The organism is Rhizorhabdus wittichii, from assembly GCF_017607425.1.
GTDB classification, from domain to species: Bacteria; Pseudomonadota; Alphaproteobacteria; order Sphingomonadales; family Sphingomonadaceae; genus Rhizorhabdus; species Rhizorhabdus wittichii.
The window spans coordinates 4,006,453-4,027,039 of record NZ_CP059319.1 but is presented as its reverse complement, the minus strand read 5'-3'; the positions used below and the strand labels follow the sequence as shown (position 1 = coordinate 4,027,039).

The 20,587-nt window shown below is 70.7% G+C and carries 18 protein-coding genes and 1 riboswitch; of the genes, 9 read left to right on the top strand and 9 right to left on the bottom strand.

The features are described 5' to 3' along the window. Nucleotides 1-138: 138 nt before the first annotated feature. A complete protein-coding gene (locus tag HRJ34_RS19325) occupies nt 139-435 on the bottom strand; it encodes a hypothetical protein (protein WP_012048991.1) in 297 nt (98 codons plus the stop codon). Nucleotides 436-672: 237 nt separating this feature from the next. Further along, nucleotides 673-1,518, bottom strand: coding sequence for a pantoate--beta-alanine ligase (gene panC / locus HRJ34_RS19320; RefSeq protein WP_208632143.1), 846 nt, complete (start codon nt 1,516-1,518; stop codon nt 673-675). An 83-nt stretch (nt 1,519-1,601) separates the two neighbouring features. Between panC and HRJ34_RS19315 the strand changes: the two genes are divergently transcribed. The 4 genes from HRJ34_RS19315 to HRJ34_RS19300 all read left to right on the top strand — a co-directional run bounded on the left by HRJ34_RS19315 (nt 1,602) and on the right by HRJ34_RS19300 (nt 6,757). Further along, nucleotides 1,602-2,405 (top strand): division plane positioning ATPase MipZ, encoded by an 804-nt coding sequence (locus HRJ34_RS19315; protein ID WP_012048993.1) that lies wholly within the window; start codon nt 1,602-1,604, stop codon nt 2,403-2,405. Further along, nucleotides 2,402-2,794 (top strand): J domain-containing protein, encoded by a 393-nt coding sequence (locus tag HRJ34_RS19310; RefSeq protein WP_029994442.1) that lies wholly within the window; start codon nt 2,402-2,404, stop codon nt 2,792-2,794. The genes HRJ34_RS19315 and HRJ34_RS19310 overlap by 4 nt, the downstream gene beginning before the upstream one ends. A gap of 57 nt (nt 2,795-2,851) precedes the next feature. After that, on the top strand, nt 2,852-4,234 hold the full coding sequence (gene pgmG, locus HRJ34_RS19305) for a phosphoglucomutase/phosphomannomutase PgmG (RefSeq protein WP_208632142.1): 1,383 nt from the start codon (nt 2,852-2,854) through the stop codon (nt 4,232-4,234). 117 nt (nt 4,235-4,351) lie between these two features. Then, entirely contained in the window at nt 4,352-6,757 is a 2,406-nt protein-coding gene (locus HRJ34_RS19300) for a ligase-associated DNA damage response DEXH box helicase (protein WP_208632141.1), read from the top strand. Nucleotides 6,758-6,792: 35 nt separating this feature from the next. Here HRJ34_RS19300 and HRJ34_RS19295 read toward each other — a convergent pair whose 3' ends face one another. Next, nucleotides 6,793-7,281, bottom strand: a complete 489-nt coding sequence (locus HRJ34_RS19295; protein ID WP_012048997.1) for a hypothetical protein — start codon at nt 7,279-7,281, stop codon at nt 6,793-6,795. Nucleotides 7,282-7,429: 148 nt separating this feature from the next. On the opposite strand from HRJ34_RS19295, the gene HRJ34_RS19290 reads away from it, so the two are divergent. The 3 genes from HRJ34_RS19290 (at nt 7,430) to HRJ34_RS19280 (ending at nt 10,300) form a co-directional block, all read left to right on the top strand. Beyond that, complete coding sequence (locus tag HRJ34_RS19290; protein ID WP_012048998.1) at nt 7,430-7,996, top strand: outer membrane protein; 567 nt, start codon at nt 7,430-7,432, stop codon at nt 7,994-7,996. 196 nt (nt 7,997-8,192) lie between these two features. Next, nucleotides 8,193-9,305 carry a DNA polymerase III subunit beta gene (gene dnaN / locus HRJ34_RS19285; RefSeq protein WP_012048999.1) on the top strand — a complete coding sequence of 371 codons (1,113 nt, stop codon included), beginning with the start codon at nt 8,193-8,195 and terminating at the stop codon, nt 9,303-9,305. A gap of 38 nt (nt 9,306-9,343) precedes the next feature. Next, a complete protein-coding gene (locus tag HRJ34_RS19280; RefSeq protein WP_012049000.1) occupies nt 9,344-10,300 on the top strand; it encodes a glutaminase in 957 nt (318 codons plus the stop codon). A 119-nt stretch (nt 10,301-10,419) separates the two neighbouring features. Here HRJ34_RS19280 and HRJ34_RS19275 read toward each other — a convergent pair whose 3' ends face one another. The 3 genes from HRJ34_RS19275 to HRJ34_RS19265 are packed head-to-tail and all read right to left on the bottom strand — an operon-like array spanning nt 10,420 to nt 11,994. After that, the gene (locus HRJ34_RS19275) at nt 10,420-10,809 is read right to left on the bottom strand and encodes a hypothetical protein (RefSeq protein WP_226948859.1); all 390 of its coding nucleotides are present in this window, start codon (nt 10,807-10,809) and stop codon (nt 10,420-10,422) included. 35 nt (nt 10,810-10,844) lie between these two features. After that, nucleotides 10,845-11,576 (bottom strand): hydroxyacylglutathione hydrolase, encoded by a 732-nt coding sequence (gene gloB, locus HRJ34_RS19270; protein ID WP_208632139.1) that lies wholly within the window; start codon nt 11,574-11,576, stop codon nt 10,845-10,847. 1 nt (nt 11,577) lies between these two features. Continuing rightward, nucleotides 11,578-11,994, bottom strand: coding sequence for a VOC family protein (locus HRJ34_RS19265; RefSeq protein WP_016746993.1), 417 nt, complete (start codon nt 11,992-11,994; stop codon nt 11,578-11,580). A gap of 117 nt (nt 11,995-12,111) precedes the next feature. Here HRJ34_RS19265 and recF point away from each other — a divergent pair, with 117 nt between their 5' ends. Next, entirely contained in the window at nt 12,112-13,182 is a 1,071-nt protein-coding gene (gene recF, locus HRJ34_RS19260) for a DNA replication/repair protein RecF (RefSeq protein ID WP_208632138.1), read from the top strand. A gap of 28 nt (nt 13,183-13,210) precedes the next feature. Here the strand turns inward: recF and crcB are convergent, their stop codons facing one another. Then, nucleotides 13,211-13,588: a fluoride efflux transporter CrcB gene (crcB, locus tag HRJ34_RS19255; RefSeq protein ID WP_016746995.1), complete on the bottom strand. Its 378-nt coding sequence runs from the start codon at nt 13,586-13,588 to the stop codon at nt 13,211-13,213. Between the two features lie 25 nt (nt 13,589-13,613). Continuing rightward, a riboswitch (Fluoride riboswitch) is annotated at nt 13,614-13,690 on the bottom strand. A gap of 101 nt (nt 13,691-13,791) precedes the next feature. Between crcB and gyrB the strand changes: the two genes are divergently transcribed. Continuing rightward, nucleotides 13,792-16,272 (top strand): DNA topoisomerase (ATP-hydrolyzing) subunit B, encoded by a 2,481-nt coding sequence (gene gyrB / locus HRJ34_RS19250; RefSeq protein WP_012049005.1) that lies wholly within the window; start codon nt 13,792-13,794, stop codon nt 16,270-16,272. Nucleotides 16,273-16,369: 97 nt separating this feature from the next. Here the strand turns inward: gyrB and HRJ34_RS19245 are convergent, their stop codons facing one another. After that, nucleotides 16,370-17,719: a DUF3999 family protein gene (locus HRJ34_RS19245; protein ID WP_208632137.1), complete on the bottom strand. Its 1,350-nt coding sequence runs from the start codon at nt 17,717-17,719 to the stop codon at nt 16,370-16,372. Further along, nucleotides 17,716-20,532, bottom strand: coding sequence for a DUF2339 domain-containing protein (locus HRJ34_RS19240; RefSeq protein ID WP_208632136.1), 2,817 nt, complete (start codon nt 20,530-20,532; stop codon nt 17,716-17,718). Before HRJ34_RS19240 ends, HRJ34_RS19245 begins: the two co-directional genes overlap by 4 nt. Nucleotides 20,533-20,587 lie beyond the last annotated feature (55 nt).

Sequence of the window (20,587 nt, the reverse complement as noted above, 5' to 3'; positions counted from 1 at the left end):
TGCGGGACGCTGGTGCGTCCCGACGCAGAGCTGATCGTCGGAGCCCGCCAGGGCTCCGCAAGCGCGAACGCGCGCCCGAGCTTATGCGAGGATAGCCAAGCGGGCGGATGCCCGCGCCGGCGCCTGAGGCCAAACAAACTACGCCGCCAGCCGATTCCCGAAGCCCAGCATCGCGCGCGCCTGGCGTTGCGCTTCGAGCACCTCGCGGGCGGTCATCTCCTCGGCGATCTCGGCGCGGCACTCGGCGGCGCGGAGGTTGCCGCCGATCGCGGCGATGTTGAACCATTTGTGCGCGGCGACGAGGTCGAGCGGACAGCCGTCGGCCCCCGCCGAGAAGGAGACGCCGAGCTGGAAGCAGGCGTCGATGTCGCCCGCCATCGCGTCGCGCAGGCGGGCTTCGGTCAGGAATTGATGCGACTTGAGACTGTGACCCATGTCTCGCTCCACTGTTCCCCCGGGAGCGACGGCAGTCTCTTGCTGGCCGACCGCGCCGTTCCCCGACAAGGTTAACGGCGCGGCGGGGGCGAACTTTAAATTTCTACCCCCCTCCCTTTCAAGGGAGGGGCCGGGGGTGGGTGGCGAGTGCAGCGAGCCTCCTCGCTCGTCCCGCAGGGCTTTCCGCCAAGAGTCCGCCCCCAGCAACCACATTCTTCCGCTTGAGGGGGAATATGGTCAGTCGGGCTCCACCGCCAGATTGTCGATCAGCCGGGTGCCGCCGAGCCTGGCCGCGGCGATCAGGCGGGCGGGGCCGTCGAGGCGATCGATCGGCTCCAGGCTGGCCGCGTCGACCAGCGCGACATAGTCGATCGGGTCGAAGCCCGCCTCGGCCAGCCGCGCGATCGCCGCCGCCAGCGCCGCCGCGACGTCGCCGCCCCGGCCAATCGCCGCCGCCGCCTCGCCGAGCGCGCGGGGCAGGGTGCGTGCGGTGACGCGCTCCTCGGGGCTCAGATAGGCGTTGCGCGAGGAAAGGGCGAGGCCGTCGTCGTCGCGCTGGGTGGGGACGCCGACGATCTCGATATCGATGTCGAGATCGGCGACGAAGCGGCGGATCACCGCGAGTTGCTGGAAATCCTTCTCGCCGAAGAAGGCGATGTCGGGCTTCACCTGCTGGAACAGCTTGGTGACGACGGTCGCGACCCCGGCGAAATGGCCGGGGCGGGCGGCGCCGTCCCAGCGCTCGCTGACCCCGCCGACCGAGATGCTGGTGGCGAAGCCCGGCGGGTACATCGTCGCCACGTCGGGCGCCCAGAGCAGCGTCGCGCCCGCGCCGTCGAGCATCGCCGCGTCGGCCGCCTCGCGGCGCGGATAGGCGTCGAGATCCTCGCTTGGCCCGAACTGGGTGGGGTTGACGAAGATCGACACCACCACCTGGCATCCGCGGCTGCGCGCAGCGTCGACCAGCGCGACATGGCCGCGATGGAGCGCCCCCATGGTCGGCACCAGCGCGACCGGCGCCCCACTTATCCTCAATTTTGCGACCTCCTGCCGGAGATCGTCTATGTTCCGAACGATTTGCACCGATTATAAACCCCGTTTAACGAGACGCTCCTTGGACAAGGCCGGCCGCCCGATCAAGCGCGGTGCGGCGAAGGGAAGATAGTTTGCCAAACGCCCATCTCATCACCTTCGCCAACGAAAAGGGCGGGTCGGGGAAATCGACGACCTCGGTCCATGTCGCGGTCGCGCTCGCCAGCGCCGGCCGCCGGGTCGCCGCGATCGACCTCGACACGCGCCAGCGGACGCTCGCCCGCTATCTGGAGAACCGGCAGGCGACCGCGCAGCGCACCGGCCAGCCGCTGCCGACGCCGAGCTTCGAGACCTTCGATCCGGCCAGGGGGCATCGGCTCGACGACCTGATCGACGGCTTCGCCGCCGACCATGAGGTCATCGTCATCGACACGCCGGGCCGCGACGACGAACATGCCCGCGCCGCGATCGTCCGCGCCGACACGCTGGTGACGCCGATCAACGACAGCTTCGTCGACCTCGACCTGATCGGCCAGGTCGATCCCGAGACCTTCAAGATCCGCCGGCCGAGCTTCTATTCGGAACTGGTCTGGGAAGCGCGCAAGGCACGCGGCCGGATCGACGGCGGCACGGTCGACTGGGTGCTGCTGCGCAACCGCCTCCAGCATCTCGAAGCGCGCAACATGCGCCGCGTCGCCGACGCGATGCAGGAGCTGGCGAAGCGGGTCGGCTTCCGCGTCATCCCCGGCCTGTCCGAACGCGTCATCTATCGCGAGCTCTTCCCCAAGGGCCTCACCCTGCTCGATCTCAAGGCGATCGGCAGCGAGGCCGGGATCGGCCACGTCGCCGCGCGGCAGGAGCTGCGCGAGATGGTCGCCGGCCTCGCGCTGTCGCAATGGCCCCAGCATCAGGCGCCCAGCCAGGCGGCGGCCGGATGATCCTGCTGCTGCTGGCGGCCGCCGCGGTCGCCTGGTGGCAATGGGGGCGGGGGCTCGACCGCCAGCAGCTCACCGCCGCCGCCTCGGCGCTGGGCGGCCTGCTGCTGCTGACCAAGGGCGCCTGGATGATCGCGCTGCCGATGTTCCTGCCCGGTATCTGGCTGCTGATGCGGCCGGCCGGCGCGCCCGGCGCCCGGCATCCGGCGATGGACGGCGACGAGGCCCGCCGCGTGCTCGGCGTCGCCCCGGGCGCCGACGCCGACGCGATCCGGGCGGCGCATCGCCGGCTGGTCGCGCGGGTCCATCCCGACCAGGGCGGCTCGACCGAACTGGCCGGGCGCGTCAATGCGGCGCGCGACATATTGCTGGCGGAACTGCGGAAGCGCTAATCAGGTTGAGCACTCGCCGTCCGGCGCGCCTGTACCCGTCCCTCAACGGAGGATGATTTGACCCATCGTTTCGACCCGACCTCGCTGCGCGAATATGACATCCGCGGAATCGTCGGAAAGACGCTGGGGCCCGCCGACGCCCATGCGATCGGCCGCGGCTTCGCGACCCATGTCCGCCGGGCAGGCGGCACCCGGGTCGCGGTCGGGTGGGACGGCCGGGTCTCGTCCGAATCGCTGCGCGACGAGCTGGTGCGCGGCCTGACCGAGAGCGGCGTCGACGTCGTCCGCACCGGCCTCGGCCCCACGCCGATGCTCTATTTCGCCGAGGCGACGCTGGAGGTCGACGGCGGCATCCAGATCACCGGCAGCCACAACCCGGCCGATTATAACGGCTTCAAGATGGTGCTGCAGCACAAGCCCTTCTTCGCCGACCAGATCCAGTCGATCGGCCGCATGGCCGCCGAGGGCGAGTGGGACGAGGGCGCCGGCACCGTCACCGACGCCGACGTCGAGGACCTCTATGTCGACCGGCTGCTCCAGGATTTCGCCGGGCCGGCCTTCCGGATCGGATGGGACAACGGCAACGGCGCGGGCGGCCGCATCCTCGAGAAGCTGGTGAAGCGCCTGCCCGGCGAGCACCATGTCCTCTATGCCGAGATCGACGGCCGTTTCCCCCACCATCATCCCGACCCGACCGAGGAGAAGAACCTCGCGGACCTCAAGGCGCTGGTCGCGGAGAAGGGGCTCGACTTCGGCATCGCCTTCGACGGCGACGCCGACCGGATCGGCGCGATCGACGGCGAGGGCCGGGTGGTGTGGGGCGACCAGATCCTCTCGATCCTCGCCGAGCCGGTGCTGGAGGAAGTGCCCGGCGGCACGATCATCGCCGACGTCAAGGCCAGCCAGGCGCTGTTCGACCGGATCGCCGAGCTGGGCGGGACGCCCTGCATGTGGAAGACCGGCCACAGCCTGATCAAGGTGAAGATGGCCGAGACCGACAGCCCGCTGGCCGGCGAGATGTCGGGCCATATCTTCTTCAAGCACCGCTGGTACGGCTTCGACGACGCGCTCTATGCGGCGGTCCGCCTGATCGAGGCGATCGGCCGGCTCGGCGGCTCGCTGACCGCGCTCAAGGACCGGATGCCGGCGCTGGTCAACACGCCCGAGATGCGCTTCCAGGTCGACGAGAGCCGCAAGTTCGAGGTGGTCGAGGAGGTGCTCGACCGGCTCGAAGCGGCCGGCGCCAACGTCAACCGCACCGACGGCGCGCGCGTCGACACGCCGGATGGCTGGTGGCTGCTGCGCGCGTCGAACACCCAGGACGTCCTCGTCGCCCGCGCCGAAGCGAAGGACCAGGCCGGGCTCGACCGCCTGCTCGCCCAGATCGACGAGCAGCTTGCGCTCTCCGGTTTGCAGCGCGGGGAACAGGTCGCGCATTGAAGCCGAGACCGCCCGTCATCCCAGCGAAAGCTGGGATCTCCCTTCTTTCGCCTCGTTCTCCCCGCGCGAAGGCAGTGAGATTCCAGCTTTCGCTGGAATGACGGGGGCGGGTGGGCGATGACCGGCCTCCCCCCACCCCTCGCCGGCTGGTTCGCGGCCAAGGGCTGGGCGCCGCGCCGTCACCAGATGGAGATGCTCGCCGCCGCCCGCGCTGGGCGGGACGCGTTGCTCGTCGCGCCGACCGGGTCGGGCAAGACGCTCGCCGGCTTCCTCCCCACGCTGGTCGAGCTGGTCGAGGAACCGCGCGAGGGGCTCCACACCCTCTATGTCTCGCCGCTCAAGGCGCTCGCGGTCGACGTCCGCCGCAACCTGCTGACCCCGATCGAGGAGATGGGGCTCGACATCCGGGTCGAGACGCGGACCGGCGACACCCCGTCCGACCGCAAGGCGCGGCAGCGGGCGAAGCCGCCGCAGATATTGCTCACCACCCCCGAATCGCTCAGCCTGCTGCTCTCCTATCCCGACAGCGCGGCGCTGTTCGCGGGACTGAGGACGGTGGTGATCGACGAGGTCCACGCCTTCGCCACCACCAAGCGCGGCGACCTGCTGGCGCTGTCGCTCGCCCGGCTCGGCAGCCTCGCCCCCGATCTGCGCCGGGTCGCGCTGTCGGCGACGATCGCCGACGTCGACGCCTATCGCGGCTGGCTGTCGGGCGACGGCGACTATGAAGCGGTGGCCTTGGTCGAGGGCGATCCCGGCGCGCCGCCCCGCATCGACATGCTGATCCCCGAGGGGCGCATCCCCTGGGCCGGCCATTCGGGGCGCTACGCCGCCGAGCAGGTGATGGCCGAGATCGAGACCCACGGCACGACGATCATCTTCTGCAACACCCGCAGCCTCGCCGAGCTGATCTTCCAGGACCTGTGGAAGGTCAACGCGATGAGCCTGCCGATCGGCATCCACCACGGATCGCTGTCGCGCGAGGCCCGGCGCAAGGTCGAGGAGGCGATGGCGGCCGGGCGGCTGCGCGCGCTGGTCGCGACCGCCAGCCTCGACCTCGGCGTCGACTGGGGCGACGTCGACCTCGTCATCCAGATGGGCGCGCCCAAGGGCGCCTCGCGCCTGCTCCAGCGGATCGGCCGCGCCAACCACCGGCTCGACGAGCCGAGCGAGGCGGTGATCGTCCCCGGCAACCGCTTCGAATATCTGGAAGGCCGCGCCGCGCTCGACGCGATCGCGGCGGGCGAGCTCGACAACGAGCCGTTCCGCCCCGGCAGCATCGACGTGCTCGCCCAGCATGTGCTGGCGATCGCCTGCGCCGGGCCGTTCCGCGCCGAGGAACTGCTCGCCGAGGTCAACCGCGCCGCGCCCTATGCGACGCTGACCGCCGCGCGGTTCGACCGGGTGCTCGGCTATATCGCCAATGGCGGCTACGCGCTGAAGGCCTATGACAAATTCCGCCGCCTCGCCCGCACCCCGGACGGGCAGTGGCGGCTCAGCCACCCCGATTTCGCCGCCCGGCACCGGCTCAACGCCGGGATCATCGTCGAGGCGCCGATGCTCGACGTGCGCTTCCGCAACGGCCGCAGCCTCGGCAAGGTCGAGGAGGGGTTCGGCACCACCTTGTCGCCGGGCGACTGCTTTTTCTTCATGGGCATGGCGCTCGAGGTGCAGAAGATCGACCTCACCGACCTGATCGTCCGCGCCACCTCCAAGCCCGCGCGCATCCCCACCTATGGCGGCGCGCGCATGCCGATCTCGACCCACCTCGCCGACCGGGTGCGCGCCTATCTCCACGATCCGTCGCAATGGCCGCGCTTCCCCGACGACGTCCGCGAATGGCTGGAGATGCAGGACCGCCGATCGCGCCTGCCCGCGCCCGACGAGCTGCTGGTCGAGACCTTCCCGCACGAGAAGCGCCATTATATGGTGATCTACAGCTTCGAGGGCTGGAACGCGCACCAGTCGCTCGGCATGCTGCTGACCCGGCGGATGGAGAGCCAGGGCATCTCCCCGCTCGGCTTCGTCTCCTCCGACTATGCGCTCGCCTGTTATTCGATCGAACCGGTGACCGACCCCGCCAGCCTGTTCTCGCCCGAGATATTGGAGGAGGAGTTCGTCGACTGGGTCGAGGGATCGGCGCTGCTCAAGCGCGCCTTCCGCGAGGTGGCGGTGATCGGCGGCCTCGTCGAGCGCCAGCATCCCGGCAAGAAGAAGTCGGGCCGGCAGGTCACCTTCTCGACCGACCTGATCTACGACGTGCTGCGCCGCTACGAGCCCGACCATCTGCTGCTCGACGCCGCCTGGGCCGATGCGCGCGCGAAGATGACCGACGTCGGCCGGCTCGGCGCGCTGATCGAGCGCGCCGCCGAGCGCATCGTCCATGTCGCACTCGACCGCGTCTCCCCGCTCGCGGTGCCGGTGCTGGTGCTGATCGGCCGCGAGACGGTGGCCCAGGGCCTTGCCGACGACGTGCTGCTGATCGAGGCCGACGCCCTCGCGGCGGAGGCGATGCGGGAGTGACTCCCAGGTCCCCCTCCCTGCAAGGGAGGGGAGAACTAGCGCCGCGCGCACCCCAGCGCCGCCGCGTCGATCGCGGTGGCGACGCCCTGGAGCAGATAGCCGTCGGAGCGGTTGCGGCCGTCGTTCGACACCCAGGCGATCCGCATCGAGGTCGCGCTGCGCATCGCCCCGATGATCGCGGCGTCGGCGCGGGGGTCGGGCGCCCAGGCGTCGACGCTCGCCGCGACCAGCGCGAAGCTGCGGTCGCCGAAGATCAGCCGGACCGGGCTGTTCGGCCGGCGCGGCTCGCGCAGGCGGAAATGGACCTGGCCGCCGATCTTCTGGCGCGGCCAGATCGCGACCGACGCGAAGCTGCGCCATTCGCCCGAACCGCGCCGTTCCGGGGTGGCGATCGCGTAGCAGCGGGGCGGCTGCGCATCCCGAAAGGCGCCCCATCCCGAAAAAATTCCGAGCGGCGTCCGTCCGGGCGGGGCCGCCGAAACGAGCATCGGCAGGGCGAACAACCAGCAAATCCGCGCCTTCACCTGTCAACCCCTTGCCTGTTCGACTGTAGCAAAAATGCCACAATTTCCGTTGTTTATCTGGCGTTCATGCAACAGGTCGCGCTTTGGTGCACTAGGCCACCCACGTCTCCCGCACCCCAGGGGACGAAGTTAGAAATGGAGTTATACTATGCGTAGCATCGTTGTCGCCGCCCTCCTCGCGGCCAGCGCAGCCACCCCGGCCCTCGCCCAGGACAACGCGCCGTTCACCGGCCCGCGCGTCGAAGGCATCGTCGGGTGGGATCGCGTTTCCAACAACGGGCATGACGACGCCGTGACCTACGGTCTTGGCGCCGGATACGATTTCCAGATGGGCGGTGCCGTCCTGGGCGTCGAGGCGGAAGCCTCGGATTCGAGCGCCAAGAGCTGCATCGGTTCCGCCACCGCCGCCGATCCGCGGCTCTGCGCCAAGGCCGGCCGCGACCTCTATGTCGGTGGCCGCGTCGGCACCGTCGTCGGCGGCAAGGCCCTTCTCTATGCCAAGGCGGGCTACACCAACGCGCGCGCCAAGGCGACGCTCGACGACGGCACCACGGTGCTGCGCGACAGCGGCAACTATGACGGCGTCCGCGTCGGCGCCGGCGTCGAATATGCGCTCGGCACCAACGCCTATGTGAAGGCCGAGTATCGCTATTCGAACTACGAGCAGGGCTTCTCGCGCAACCAGGTCGTCGGCGGCTTCGGTTTCCGCTTCTGATCACCCGTTGTTCGTTGCGTAGCATGGAAGGGCCTGGCGTCACCGCCGGGCCCTTTTCCTTTGCCTGGAAGCCGGGGAGCGAATACGCGACGAACGCCCGCGATTTATCCCCAGCTTTTGACGCTTTGGGCTGGCGGGGCCGCAAAGCCGCGCTATAACCATCCTCCATTTGACATCGGGGATACCGGGGCAGTCTATGAAGGCTACGATCGAACGCGCGACGCTTCTCAAGAGTCTGGGTCACGTCCAGTCGGTCGTCGAACGGCGCAACACAATCCCGATCCTGTCGAACGTGCTGATCGAGGCGACGGCCGAGGGCACGCTCCGGCTGATGGCGACCGACCTCGACCTGCAGATCGTCGAGGCCGTCCCCGCCGCGGTCGACCAGCCGGGCGCCACCACCGTGTCGGCGCACACGCTGTTCGACATCGCCCGCAAGCTGCCCGAAGGGTCGCAGGTCCAGCTCTCGGCCGCCGAGGGCAAGATGCAGGTCGTCGCCGGCCGCGCACGCTTCAACCTGCAGACGCTGCCCAAGGACGATTTCCCGATGATCGCCGAGGGCGAGCTGCCGACCCGGTTCGAGCTCCCCGCCGAGACGCTCAAGCAGCTGATCGACAAGACCCGCTTCGCGATCTCGACCGAAGAGACCCGCTATTATCTCAACGGCATCTTCTTCCATGTGCAGGACGAAGGCTCGCCGGTGCTGAAGGCCGCCGCGACCGACGGCCACCGCCTCGCCCGCGTCACCATCGCCCGCCCCGACGGCGCCGAGGGGATGCCCGACATCATCATCCCGCGCAAATGCGTGGGCGAGCTGCGCAAGCTGCTCGACGAGGTCGACGGTTCGGTCGACATCACCCTGTCGTCGACCAAGATCCGCTTCGGCCTGGGCACCGCGATCCTGACCTCGAAGCTGATCGACGGCACCTTCCCCGATTACAACCGGGTGATCCCGACCGCGAACGACAAGCTGCTCAAGATCGATCCGAAGAGCTTCATGGAGGGCGTCGACCGCGTCGCCACCATCGCCTCGGAAAAGACCCGCGCGGTCAAGATGGCGCTCGACCGCGACAAGATCACCCTGTCGGTGACGAGCCCCGAGAACGGCACCGCGGCCGAGGAAGTCCCCGGCGACTATGCCGCCACCGGCTTCGAGATCGGCTTCAACGCCCGCTATCTGCTCGACATCCTCGGCCAGATCGACGGCGACACGGTCGAGGTCCACCTGGCCGACGCCGCCGCGCCGACGCTGATCCGCGAGAACGACAAGGCGCCCGCGCTCTACGTCCTCATGCCGATGCGGGTCTGACCGCGACGCGGGGGCGATAGCCGGGGAGGAGGACGCTGATGCCGGTCACGGTCGCGCCCGATCTCCAGGCCATCGTCGACCGCATCGCCGCGGAAATGGCCGGCCGCGAGGAGCGTGGCAAGGTCGCCGACTATATCCCCGGCCTCGCCCGGGTCGATCCGAAGCATTTCGGCATCGCCGTCGCCACCCATGACGGCCGCATGTTCGCGGCCGGCGATGCCGACATGGCCTTCTCGATCCAGTCGGTGTCGAAGGTGTTCGCGCTGACCATCGCGCTCGGCAAGGTCGGCGACGCGCTGTGGAAGCGGGTGGGGCGCGAGCCGTCGGGCAATGCCTTCAACTCGATCGTCCAGCTCGAGGCCGAGCAGGGCATCCCGCGCAACCCCTTCATCAACGCCGGGGCGATCGTCGTGTCCGACGTGGTCCTCGCCGGCCATGCGCCGAAGGAGGCGATCGGCGAGATATTGCGCTTCGTCCGCGACCTCGCCGGCGACGACGGCATCGTCGTCGACGACGAGGTGGCGCAGGGCGAGGCCGACACCGGCTTCCGCAACGCCGCGCTCGCCAACTACATGCGCAGCTTCGGCAATATCCTTCATCCGGTCGATCAGGTGCTGGGGGTCTATTTCCACCAATGCGCGCTGGCGATGAGCTGCCGCCAGCTCGCCCGCGCCGGCCGCTTCCTGATGCACGAGGGGCAGCATCCCGACACCGGCTTCAACATCGTCTCGCCGATGCGCGCGCGGCGCATCAACGCGCTGATGATGCTGTGCGGCCATTATGACGGATCGGGCGAGTTCGCCTTCCGGGTCGGCATCCCCGGCAAGTCGGGGGTGGGCGGCGGCATCCTCTGCGTGGTGCCGGGCATCGCCTCGATCGCGGTCTGGTCCCCCGGCCTCAACGAGCGCGGCAACTCGACCCTCGGCTCGCTCGCCCTCGAACGCCTCGCCGCCGCGACCGGCTGGTCGGTGTTCAACCAGCGCGAGCCGGGGTGACCCAGCCTCCCGTCATCCCGGCGGAGGCCGGGATCTCGGGAGAGAGGAGAAGAGGTAGAGGCAGGAACCTCCCGAGATCCCAGCTTTCGCTGGGATGACGGCGTGTTTTCGGCCTGCGCCTATTTCGTGTAGGGCACGAATTCGCCCAGCCCGCAGGCACCGTAGGTGATCGGCGAGGTCGGCTCGGCGATCGTCACCAGGTCGTTGCCGCAGAGCTGGCTGGTGTTGCTGTGGGTGATCAGCACCCGGTTGGGGCGGAGCAGCGCGCAGCGGCCGCCGTCGGGCTGGTTGACGTACCAGCGGCGCGACGATTCCTTGTAGATGATCGCCGTCTCGTCGACGATCCGGGTCGCCTGGATGCGGCGGAGCTGGACGCAGGACACCGGCGCCCCGGCGGTGCGGCCCGCCAGTTCCTTCTGCGCCTTTGCGGACAGCGGCTGCGGCGCGTCCGACGCGGCGAGCAGCAGCGGCAATGCGAACAGCGGAAGGAGCGAACGGGCTCGGGGCATGGCGACTCTCCTCGATCTTCCGATCATAGACGGAATCACCCGCGGAAAACATCTTTCGCCGCGCGCCGCCGGGCCAGCTCCTCGACGCTGCCCGCGCGCATGAACGGGTTGGTCTCGCGTTCGAGGCCGATCGTCGTCGGCACCGTCGCCTCGCCCCGCGCGCGCGCCGCGTCGACCCGCTCCATCCGCGCGCGGATCGCGCCGTTGCCGGGTTCGGCGGCCAGCGCGTAGCGGCCGTTCGACTGGGTATATTCGTGCGCGCAATAGACGCGGGTCGCATCGGGCAGCGCCGCCAGCCGATCCATGTTCGCATGCATCTGCGCGGGCGAGCCCTCGAACAGCCGGCCGCAGCCCATCGCGAACAGCGTGTCGCCGACGAACACCGCCTGCTCGTCGGGCAGGTGGATGGCGATATGGCCGGCGGTGTGCGCGGGCACCTCCATCACCATTCCCTCGACCGCGCCGATCCGGACCGAATCGCCCTCGCGCAGCGGCACGTCGAGCGAGGGGATCTTCGCCGCCTCGGCCGCGGGCGCGCTCACCCGCGCGCCGGTCGCCGCCTTGATCGCGTCGTTGCCGCCGATATGATCGCCATGCCAGTGGGTGTTCCAGATCTGGCCGATCGTCCAGCCGCGCCGCTCCGCCTCCGCCAGCACCGGCTCGGCCACCGCCGGATCGACCACGACCGTCTCGCCCGACACCGGCTCGTGCAGCAGCCAGACATAATTGTCGTCGAGCACCGGGATGCGGACGATCTCGACGCTCATCTCACCAATGGCCCGTATTCGGCATCGATGCCCAGGGCTCGGCGGGCGCGAGCCGATCGCCGGCCTGGAGCAGCTCGATCGAGACATTGTCGGGGGTGCGGACGAAGGCCATGTGCCCGTCGCGCGGCGGCCGGTTGATCGTCACCCCGGCGTCCAGCAATCGCTGGCAGACCGCGTAGATGTCGTCGACCCGATAGGCGAGATGTCCGAAATTGCGGCCCTCGCCATAGCCCTTCTCGTCCCAGTTGTGGGTGAGTTCGACCTGGGCCTGCTCGTCGCCCGGGGCGGCGAGGAAGATCAGGCTGAAGCGTCCCGCCGCATTGTCCATGCGATCGATCTCGCGCAGGCCGAGCAGCTCGAAGAAGCGGATCGTCTCCTGGGGATCGGACACGCGGATCATGGTGTGGAGATATTTCATCCGCCCTATCTAGGACCCGGCACCGGCGATGCAAAGAGGGGCGCGGGCTATCTTCCGGTTAGCGTCGTTGAGCGCGACGGCTTCCCCTCCGCCCGCAAAATCGCCAATGAAGGGGCGATGACCGTCGCCCGCCTGATGCTGACCGACTTCCGCAGCTATGCGTCGGCGACGATCGCGGCGGGGCCGGGCTTCGTCGTGCTGACCGGCGAGAACGGCGCGGGCAAGACCAACATCCTCGAGGCCGTGTCGATGCTCGGGCCCGGCCGGGGCCTGCGCGGCGCGGCGCTGGCGGAGATGGCGCGCGAGGGCGGGGCGGGCGGCTTCGCGGTGGCAGCCGAGCTGTCGGACGAGGTACGGCTCGGCACCGGCACCACGCCCACCGCGCCCGAGCGGCGGCAGGTGCGGATCAACGGCGCGCCCGCCTCGGCCACCGCGCTCGGCGAATGGCTGTCGCTGCTGTGGCTGACCCCGGCGATGGACCGGCTGTTCACCGAGGGGGCCGAGGGCCGCCGCCGCTTCCTCGACCGGCTCGTCCTCGCGATCGAGCCCGGCCATGCCCGCCATGTCAGCCGCTACGACGCGGCGATGCGCGCGCGCAACAAGCTGCTCGCCGCCGAGGGGCCGCCCGACGCCGCCTGGCTCGACGCGCTGGAAGCGCAGCTCGGCCAGCACGGCCTGGCGATCGCCGAGGCGCGCGCGCGCACCGTCACCGCGCTGGCGCTGCGCATCGCCGCCGAGCCCGACGCCCCCTTCGCCCGCGCGGCGCTGGCGATCGAGGGCTGGGTCCCATCGCGCCGACCGCTCGCCGAGGAGCTGCGCCACGGCCGCGCTCGCGACGTCGCCGCCGGCCGCACCCTGTCGGGCCCGCACCGCCAGGACCTCGCCGTATCGCACGCCGCCAAGCAACAGCCCGCCGCCCGCGCCTCGACCGGCGAGCAGAAGGCGCTGCTGCTCGGCATCGTCCTCGCCCATGCCGACCTCGTCGCCGAGCGGCGCGGCCGGCGACCGATCCTGCTGATGGACGAGGTCGCCGCCCATCTCGACCCCCTCCGCCGCGCCGCGCTGTTCGAGCGCCTCGGCCGGAGCGGCGGCCAGATCTGGCTGACCGGCACCGAACGCGCGCTGTTCGACGGGATCGGAGAGGCGACCTGGCTGGCGGTGCGCGCGGGCCGGGTGGAGGCGGCCTGATGTCGTCCGGGACGACATTCGCCGCCGGTCAGACCCAGCGGCGGGCGAGCAGCAGCATCAGCGCGATCATCGCCAGCGACAGGACAAGGCTGGTCGCGACATAGCCGATCGCGGCGAGCGGCTGGCCGCGTTCCCACAGGGTGGTGATGTCGAGGGTGAAGGTCGACCAGGTGGTGAAGCCGCCGAGGATGCCGGTGGTGAGCAGCAGCCGCAGGTCGTGCCCCGCGAGCGTGCCGGCGGCGAACAGGCCGACGACGAGGCCCATCAGCGCCGACCCGGCGACGTTGATCGCCAGCGTCCCATAGGGGAAGGCTGGCCCCAGCAGCCGCAGCGCGACCAGCCCGACGAGGTGGCGGAGCGCCCCGCCCAGGCCCGAACCGATGAAGACGATGAAAGTCGCGCGCATGAATCCTCCTTCCGGCCACGGCGGCCGATCGGTAGGAATCATCGTCCCTTGCGAGGGCGGTTCGGCGCGAAGGCCCGGCAGGAATCCATTGCCGTGGGCCGGCCTATGCCGCGCCCGCGCCACCGCGTCAACGCGGGGCCGGCCCGGTCCGTCCGGTGCCTCTTTCTTTTGGCTTTTGCGGCAGCCGTCGCTATATAATCGGCATGACGAACGAAACCGAGAATTCCCCCAACGCGAACAGCTATGGCGCCGATTCGATCAAGGTCCTCAAGGGCCTCGACGCGGTGCGCAAACGGCCGGGCATGTATATCGGCGACACCGACGACGGGTCGGGCCTCCACCATATGGTGTTCGAGGTGTCGGACAATGCGATCGACGAGGCGCTGGCCGGGCATTGCGACCGGATCGTCATCACCCTGAACCCCGACGGATCGGTTTCGGTCGAGGACAATGGCCGCGGCATCCCGACCGGCATCCACGCCGAGGAGGGCGTCTCGGCGGCCGAGGTCATCATGACCCAGCTCCATGCCGGCGGCAAATTCGACAACACCAACGACGCCAACGCCTACAAGGTGTCGGGCGGCCTGCACGGCGTCGGCGTGTCGGTGGTCAACGCGCTGTCCGACGTGCTCGACCTGACGATCTGGCGCGACGGGGAGGAGCATTACATGCGCTTCCAGCGCGGCGACGCGGTCGCCCCGCTCAAGGTCGTCGGCCCGGCCAACGGCAAGAAGGGCACCAAGGTCACCTTCCTGCCCTCGCCCGAGACCTTCAAGATCACCGAGTTCGACTTCGACAAGCTCGAGCATCGCTATCGCGAGCTGGCCTTCCTCAACTCGGGCGTCCGCCTGTTCCTGGCCGACGAGCGCCATGCCGAGCGCAAGGAGATCGAGCTGTTCTACGAGGGCGGCATCGCGGCCTTCGTCAAATATCTCGACCGCACCAAGGTCGCGCTGATGCCCGATCCGGTCGCGATCATGGGCCAGCGCGACGATGTCGGCATCGACGTCGCGCTGGAGTGGAACGACAGCTATTATGAGCAGGTCCTCTGCTTCACCAACAACATCCCGCAGAGGGACGGCGGCACCCACCTCGCCGCCTTCCGCGCGGCGCTGACCCGCACGCTCAACAACTATGCGGAGAAGTCGGGGGCGCTGAAGAAGGAGAAGGTCAGCCTCACCGGCGACGACATGCGCGAGGGGCTGACCGCGATCGTCTCGGTCAAGCTGCCCGATCCCAAATTCTCGTCGCAGACCAAGGACAAGCTCGTCTCGTCCGAGGTGCGCCAGCCGCTGGAGAGCCTGATGGCCGACAAGCTGGCCGAGTGGCTGGAGGAGAATCCCGCCCATGCCCGCTCGATCATCCAGAAGGTGATCGACGCCGCCGCGGCGCGCGAGGCCGCCCGCAAGGCGCGCGAGCTGACCCGCCGCAAGGGGGTGATGGACATCGCCTCGCTGCCCGGCAAGCTCGCCGACTGCCAGGAGCGCGACCCGAGCAAGTGCGAGCTGTTCCTGGTCGAGGGCGACTCGGCCGGCGGATCGGCCAAGCAGGGCCGCGACCGCGTCTATCAGGCGATCCTGCCGCTGAAGGGCAAGATCCTCAACGTCGAGCGCGCCCGCTTCGACCGGATGCTGTCGTCCAAGGAGGTCGGCACGCTGATCCAGGCGATGGGCACCGGCATCGGCCGCGACGACTTCAACCTCGAGAAGCTGCGCTACCACAAGATCGTCATCATGACCGACGCGGACGTCGACGGCGCGCATATCCGGACGCTGCTGCTGACCTTCTTCTACCGGCACATGAAGCCGATCATCGAGAACGGCCACCTCTACATCGCCCAGCCGCCGCTCTATAAGGTCGCGAAGGGCCGGTCGGAGGTCTACCTGAAGGACGACGCCGCGCTCGACGAATATCTCGTCACCGGCGGCCTCGGCGCGATGATGCTCGAAACCCCGTCGGGCGCGCGCTCGGGCGACGACCTGCGCGTGCTGGTCGAGCATGCCCGCCGCATGCGCTCGCTGATGCGCTTCGTTCCCAAGCGCTACGACCCGGTGATCGTCGAGGCGCTGGCGCTGACCGGCGCGCTCGATCCCGAAAGCGGCGACGAGGGCCATCGCGCCTCCGCCCGCGCGGTCGCCGCCTGGATGGGCCGGATCGATCCCGAGGCCGCCTGGTCGGGCGACCTGGCGGAGGACGGCGGCTATCATCTCCAGCGGCTGTGGCGCGGGGTGACCGACCATCACCTGATCGACCCGGCCTTCCTGCGCTCCGCCGAGGCGCGCAAGCTCCACGCGCTCGCCGCCGAGCAGGCGGAGAGCTATGCCAGGAGCGCGCGGCTGGTGCCGCTGCGCAGCGCCGCCGCGCCGACCGGCGACGACGAGGACGAGCCGATCGTCGACACCCGCGGCACCGCGGTCCACCAGCCGTCGAACCTGCTCGACGCGGTGCTGGCGGCGGGCCGCAAGGGCATGTCGATCCAGCGCTACAAGGGGCTGGGCGAGATGAACGCCGAGCAGCTCTGGGAAACCACGCTCGACCCGGCCAACCGCGCGATGCTCAAGGTCGAGGTCGCCCAGGCCGACGTCGCCGACGAGATCTTCACCCGGCTGATGGGCGACGTGGTCGAGCCGCGCCGCGAATTCATCCAGGAGAATGCGCTCAGCGTCGCCAATCTCGACGTGTGACCTGCCCCCGCTCCATCGTCATCCCGGCGAAAGCCGGGATCTCCCTTCTATTGTCTCGATAAAGGCAGGGAGATTCCAGCTTTCGCCGGAATGACGGTCAAGACGGACTCGGCCTCCACAGCCGCCACACCATCGCCGCGAGCGCGACGACGCCGAGCAGTAGCAACCCCCACAGCACCGCCTTGCGCGGGCTGAACAGGCTGTCGTCGGGCTGGGCGAGGTCCAGCAGCGGCGCGGCCGAGGCGGCGACCGTCGCCCTGGGCAGCGCATCCTCCGCGCCCGGCCGGTAGCCGGGGACCAGCTCGCCGATCGCGAGGTAGCGGCCGTCCGCCCCCGCCGCTCCGGCCGCCAGCGTATAGGGCGGCTTGCCGTCGAACAGCACGGCGAGCCGGGCCGGCTCGAACAGCAGCGTCAGCCGGGGTGCCGCCGCGAAGCCCGGAGTGCGGCGGTCGGCCTCGATCCGGTAATCGCTGAACGCCGCGCCCGACAGCTCGACCGGCGCGGTCGATCCGGCGCGTAGGCTGCCCGATCCGATCGGCGTCCAGGGCTGGTCGGGGGCATTGCGGCCGGACAGCGCGACCGGCACCAGCATCTCGCCCGCCGCCGGCGCGATCGCCACCGCCGCGAGCACCGCCGGATGGGGCAGGGCGAAGCGGATGTCGTGCGCGTCGATCCGGCGCGGCGGGCTGGTGGCGATGGCGGGACGATCGTCGGCGTCGAGCCGCCGCGCGACGCCGATCGTCGCGCCGCGCAGTTCGACCGGAGCGAGCAGCCGCTGCGGGCTCGTCCAGGTCACGCGCAGATAGCGGCCCTTGAGATCGACGTCGTCGAGCGGGATCGCCTCGGGCCCCAGCGCGCCGGCGCGGTCGCCCTCGCGCCGGTAGAGGATCTTGTCGCCCACCGGAGTCCAGTCGGCGAGGTCGGCGCTCGTCTCGACCGCGAAGCGCACCGGCTGCTGCGGGGGCAGCACCGCGTCGAGCCGCAGGCTGCGCGCCCGCGCCGTGATCGCGCGGGTGTCGAACAGCGCGCCGAGCGTGACCGGCTTCGACGGCGCGGCGGGCCCGCGCACCACGGTGACGACGCGGTCGCCGTCGCGCTGCTCGACGCGGAGCTCGGCTCCCTCGGCGGCAAGCGCCCCGGCCGGGCCGACGATCGGGAAGGCGTCGAGCCGCACCGCATCGAGCGCGGCGCGGCCCGCCGCCGGGCCGGTGATCGCCATGGCGAGCGGGGTGCCCGCGCCGTCGAAGACGCGGATGTCGGCGCGGTTGGGGGACCGCAGCGCCGCCAGCGCCTCGGCCGGCAGGTCGATGCGCTGCACCGCGCCGCCCGCCGCCGGGGTCACCGCCAGCCGCACCGCATAGGCGGAGGGGTCGGCGGGGTTCGCCGCCTCCCGCCCCGAACAGCCGGCGAGCAGCGCCAGCGCCGCCGCCGTCATCGCCCGGATCATGCCGCGGCCTCCTTCGTCTCCGCGTCCTTCGACTCGTCTCCACGCGGCGGCAGCGGCGCGAAATAGCCGACCACCAGCATCAACGCGCCGACGACGATGAAGGTCACGATCCGCGCGCCGCCGCTGGCGTTCGACAGGTCGACGAAGAACAGCTTGAGCACCACGACGACGAGCAGCGCCGCCCCCGCGATCCACACGCCGCGCTGCGCCCGGCGATGCGCGAACAGCATCAGGCCGAGCGAGAGCAGCGTCCACAGGATGGTGAGCCCCGCCTGCACCAGCGCCGATCCGAGCAGCGCGTCGGCATCCCAGGCGACGCCCAGATAGTGGTGGGCGAAGCGCAGCCACAGCATGTTGACGTCGACGAAGCCGAGTCCGGCCAGCGCCATCCACGCGCCGCGTCCGCCCACCCAGCCGAAGCCGGCATAGGGCGGGACGACCGCGATCAGGCTGCGCCGCCACAGCACCAGCACCGCGAGCGCCAGCGCCAGGGTCAGCTCGACCGGATTGAGCAGCGGCACATAGGGCAGCGGCGCGGCATCGCCCTCGGCGAGCAGCGCGGCGGCGAGCGAGCCGCCATAGACCAGCGCCGCGACCGGCAGCGCCGCCTGCGCATGATAGCCGGCGAGGTGGCGGTCGAGCGGCCAGCGCCGCTCCCCGGCCGGCCGCCGTGCCGCGCCGCCCGCCCAGACCGCGAGCAGGGCGAGCACCGCCACCGCCGCGACGAGGAACACCACCCCCGCCCAGCTGCTGTCCCACAGCGCGGCGCGGTCGATCCCCAGCCACAGCGCGTCGGCGATCAGCGCCACCGCCAGCCACACCCCGCCGACATGGCCGAGCCGCTGGAGCAGGCGCTGACCGGCGCCCTCCGCGTCATGGTCGTTGGCGTGGAGCAGGTGGAGGTGCAGGCCGACCGCGACGATCCAGGCGATCCAGCCGGGATGGTAGAGGACATGGTGGTTGAGCGCGGCCTGCCCGATCCACGTCCCGGCGAGCACGACCAGCGTGACCCGGCCGGGCCAGGTCGCGACCTCCCAGCGCAGCCGCCGCCCGACCAGGGCCGCGACCCACGCGCTGGCGACGAGCGCGACCATCGTCAGCAGCTGCTGCGTCGCCGCCGCGAACACCGGCACCGCGCCGCCGCCGGCCACCGGGGAGGGCATAATGCGGCAGATCTCGGCGATCAGCGCCAGCGACCACAGCAGGAAGCCGGCCAGGAAGACGGGCTTGCCGAGCATCGCCTCCACCCCCGCATAGGCACGGGCGGGGCGCGATCCGCTGTGCGGCAGCGGCGGCAGGCGCAGCCACCAGGCGGTGAGCAGCGCCGGCAGCGCCGCGAGCAGCCCGGTCAGGAACACCGGATTGACGATCGGCAGCGCCTGCGGCCCGCTTTCGAGCAGGGCGAGGAACATCAGCGCGGCGACGCCCTGGAGCAGCAGGCCGAAGGCGCGCGGCATCCAGCGCGCCTGCCGCATGCCGACCCAGAAGGCGCCCGCGCCTTCGAGCGCCCAGGCCGATCCGGTCCAGCGCGCGCCGAGCGCGAGCGGAATGGCGAGGGTGACGAAGCCGACGCCGATCGCCAGCATCGTCTCGGCGAGCAGCCGGTAGCCGTCGCCGCCGCGCCGCCGCACCGCGACCGCGAGGCCGAGGTAGAGCGCCGCGAAGCCGAGCGCGGCGAAGGCCGCGCCATAGTCGAACGCCGCGACCAGCCCGGTCTCCAGCCCGAAGCCGGCGAGCGCGGTGCCGAACAGCAGGCTGCTGTCGACGAAGCGCCCGGCCCGGCTCTCGCTGTTGCGCGCATAGAGGATCGCGATGGCGAGATAGATCGGCACCGAGACGATCAGGAAGGGCTGCGCGACCGCATAATCCTGCGGCCGGTAGCTGGTCGCGCCCCACAGCATGGCGACGCCGAAGGTCGCGGCGAAGCCGATCAGGTTGATGCTGCGCCACGCCTTCTTCCACGCGAGCGCCAGCACGCCGAGGTTGAGCAGCAGATGATAGCCGAACATCACCGCCACCGGCCCGCCATCGCCGCCGAGCAGCAGCGGCACCGCATAGCCGCCCGCGAAGGCGGCGGCGGCGAGGCCCTGCGCGTCCTGGAGCAGCGCCAGCGCGACGGCGGCGGCGCAGACCAGCACCATCAGCACGAAGGCGGCGGGCAGCGGCAGGAGCGGATAGAGCGCCGCCGCCGCGAAGATCGTCAGATAGAGGATGGCGACGCCGCCGCCCTGCAACGCCAGCGCGAAGCCGGGGCGCGCGGTCCGCCGGTTGAAGCCGACCGCGAGCAGCGCGATCCCCGCCGCCGCGACCAGCGCCAGCCGCGCCTCGATCGGCAGCAGCCCGGCCCCGGCCGCCCAGCGCGCGAGGAAGGCGAGGCCGATGAACAGCACGACGAGGCCGGCGCGGACGATGGTGTTGCCGCCCAGCAGCCAGTCGCGCGCCGCCGCGAAGCCGCGCTCGACGATGCCGGGCTCGGCCGGTTCGGCGGGGGCGGCAGGAGCGGCGGGCCGCTCCGGCAGCCGGACGACCGTCGGCTGCTGCGGCCGTTCGGGCTCGGCCGGAGCGGGGGCCTCGACCGTCGGGCGCGGCGCCGCCGTCTCGTTGACGATCCGGACCCCGCCGCGTTCGGCCGGAACGGAAGCGGCCTCGCCGCCGCGATCGGCGAGCATCGCCCGGACCTCGGCCCGCACCGCCGCGCGCAGGCCCCAGCCGGCCCCGGCCCCGACGATCGCGCCGAGGATCATGCCATATTGCTCGAAATCGGCGGCGAACAGGCCGAACAAGGCTCCGACGACCAGTCCCCACAGGATCATGCACTTCCCTCCGTTGGCCCGCGCTCAGCCTAACCGAGAAGATCGATGCGGTCGA

Bases quoted from the DNA above. Each gene is read 5' to 3' on its own strand.
- HRJ34_RS19245 (WP_208632137.1), bottom strand. From the start codon at position 17,719: ATGATCCGGGCGATGACGGCGGCGGCGCTGGCGCTGCTCGCCGGCTGT.
- HRJ34_RS19265 (WP_016746993.1), bottom strand. From the start codon at position 11,994: ATGAAATATCTCCACACCATGATCCGCGTGTCCGATCCCCAGGAGACG.
- HRJ34_RS19240 (WP_208632136.1), bottom strand. From the start codon at position 20,532: ATGATCCTGTGGGGACTGGTCGTCGGAGCCTTGTTCGGCCTGTTCGCC.
- HRJ34_RS19275 (WP_226948859.1), bottom strand. From the start codon at position 10,809: ATGCCCCGAGCCCGTTCGCTCCTTCCGCTGTTCGCATTGCCGCTGCTG.
- gloB (WP_208632139.1), bottom strand. From the start codon at position 11,576: ATGAGCGTCGAGATCGTCCGCATCCCGGTGCTCGACGACAATTATGTC.
- recF (WP_208632138.1), top strand. From the start codon at position 12,112: ATGACCGTCGCCCGCCTGATGCTGACCGACTTCCGCAGCTATGCGTCG.
- HRJ34_RS19325 (WP_012048991.1), bottom strand. From the start codon at position 435: ATGGGTCACAGTCTCAAGTCGCATCAATTCCTGACCGAAGCCCGCCTG.
- HRJ34_RS19300 (WP_208632141.1), top strand. From the start codon at position 4,352: ATGACCGGCCTCCCCCCACCCCTCGCCGGCTGGTTCGCGGCCAAGGGC.
- HRJ34_RS19280 (WP_012049000.1), top strand. From the start codon at position 9,344: ATGCCGGTCACGGTCGCGCCCGATCTCCAGGCCATCGTCGACCGCATC.
- crcB (WP_016746995.1), bottom strand. From the start codon at position 13,588: ATGCGCGCGACTTTCATCGTCTTCATCGGTTCGGGCCTGGGCGGGGCG.
- dnaN (WP_012048999.1), top strand. From the start codon at position 8,193: ATGAAGGCTACGATCGAACGCGCGACGCTTCTCAAGAGTCTGGGTCAC.
- gyrB (WP_012049005.1), top strand. From the start codon at position 13,792: ATGACGAACGAAACCGAGAATTCCCCCAACGCGAACAGCTATGGCGCC.
- HRJ34_RS19310 (WP_029994442.1), top strand. From the start codon at position 2,402: ATGATCCTGCTGCTGCTGGCGGCCGCCGCGGTCGCCTGGTGGCAATGG.
- HRJ34_RS19290 (WP_012048998.1), top strand. From the start codon at position 7,430: ATGCGTAGCATCGTTGTCGCCGCCCTCCTCGCGGCCAGCGCAGCCACC.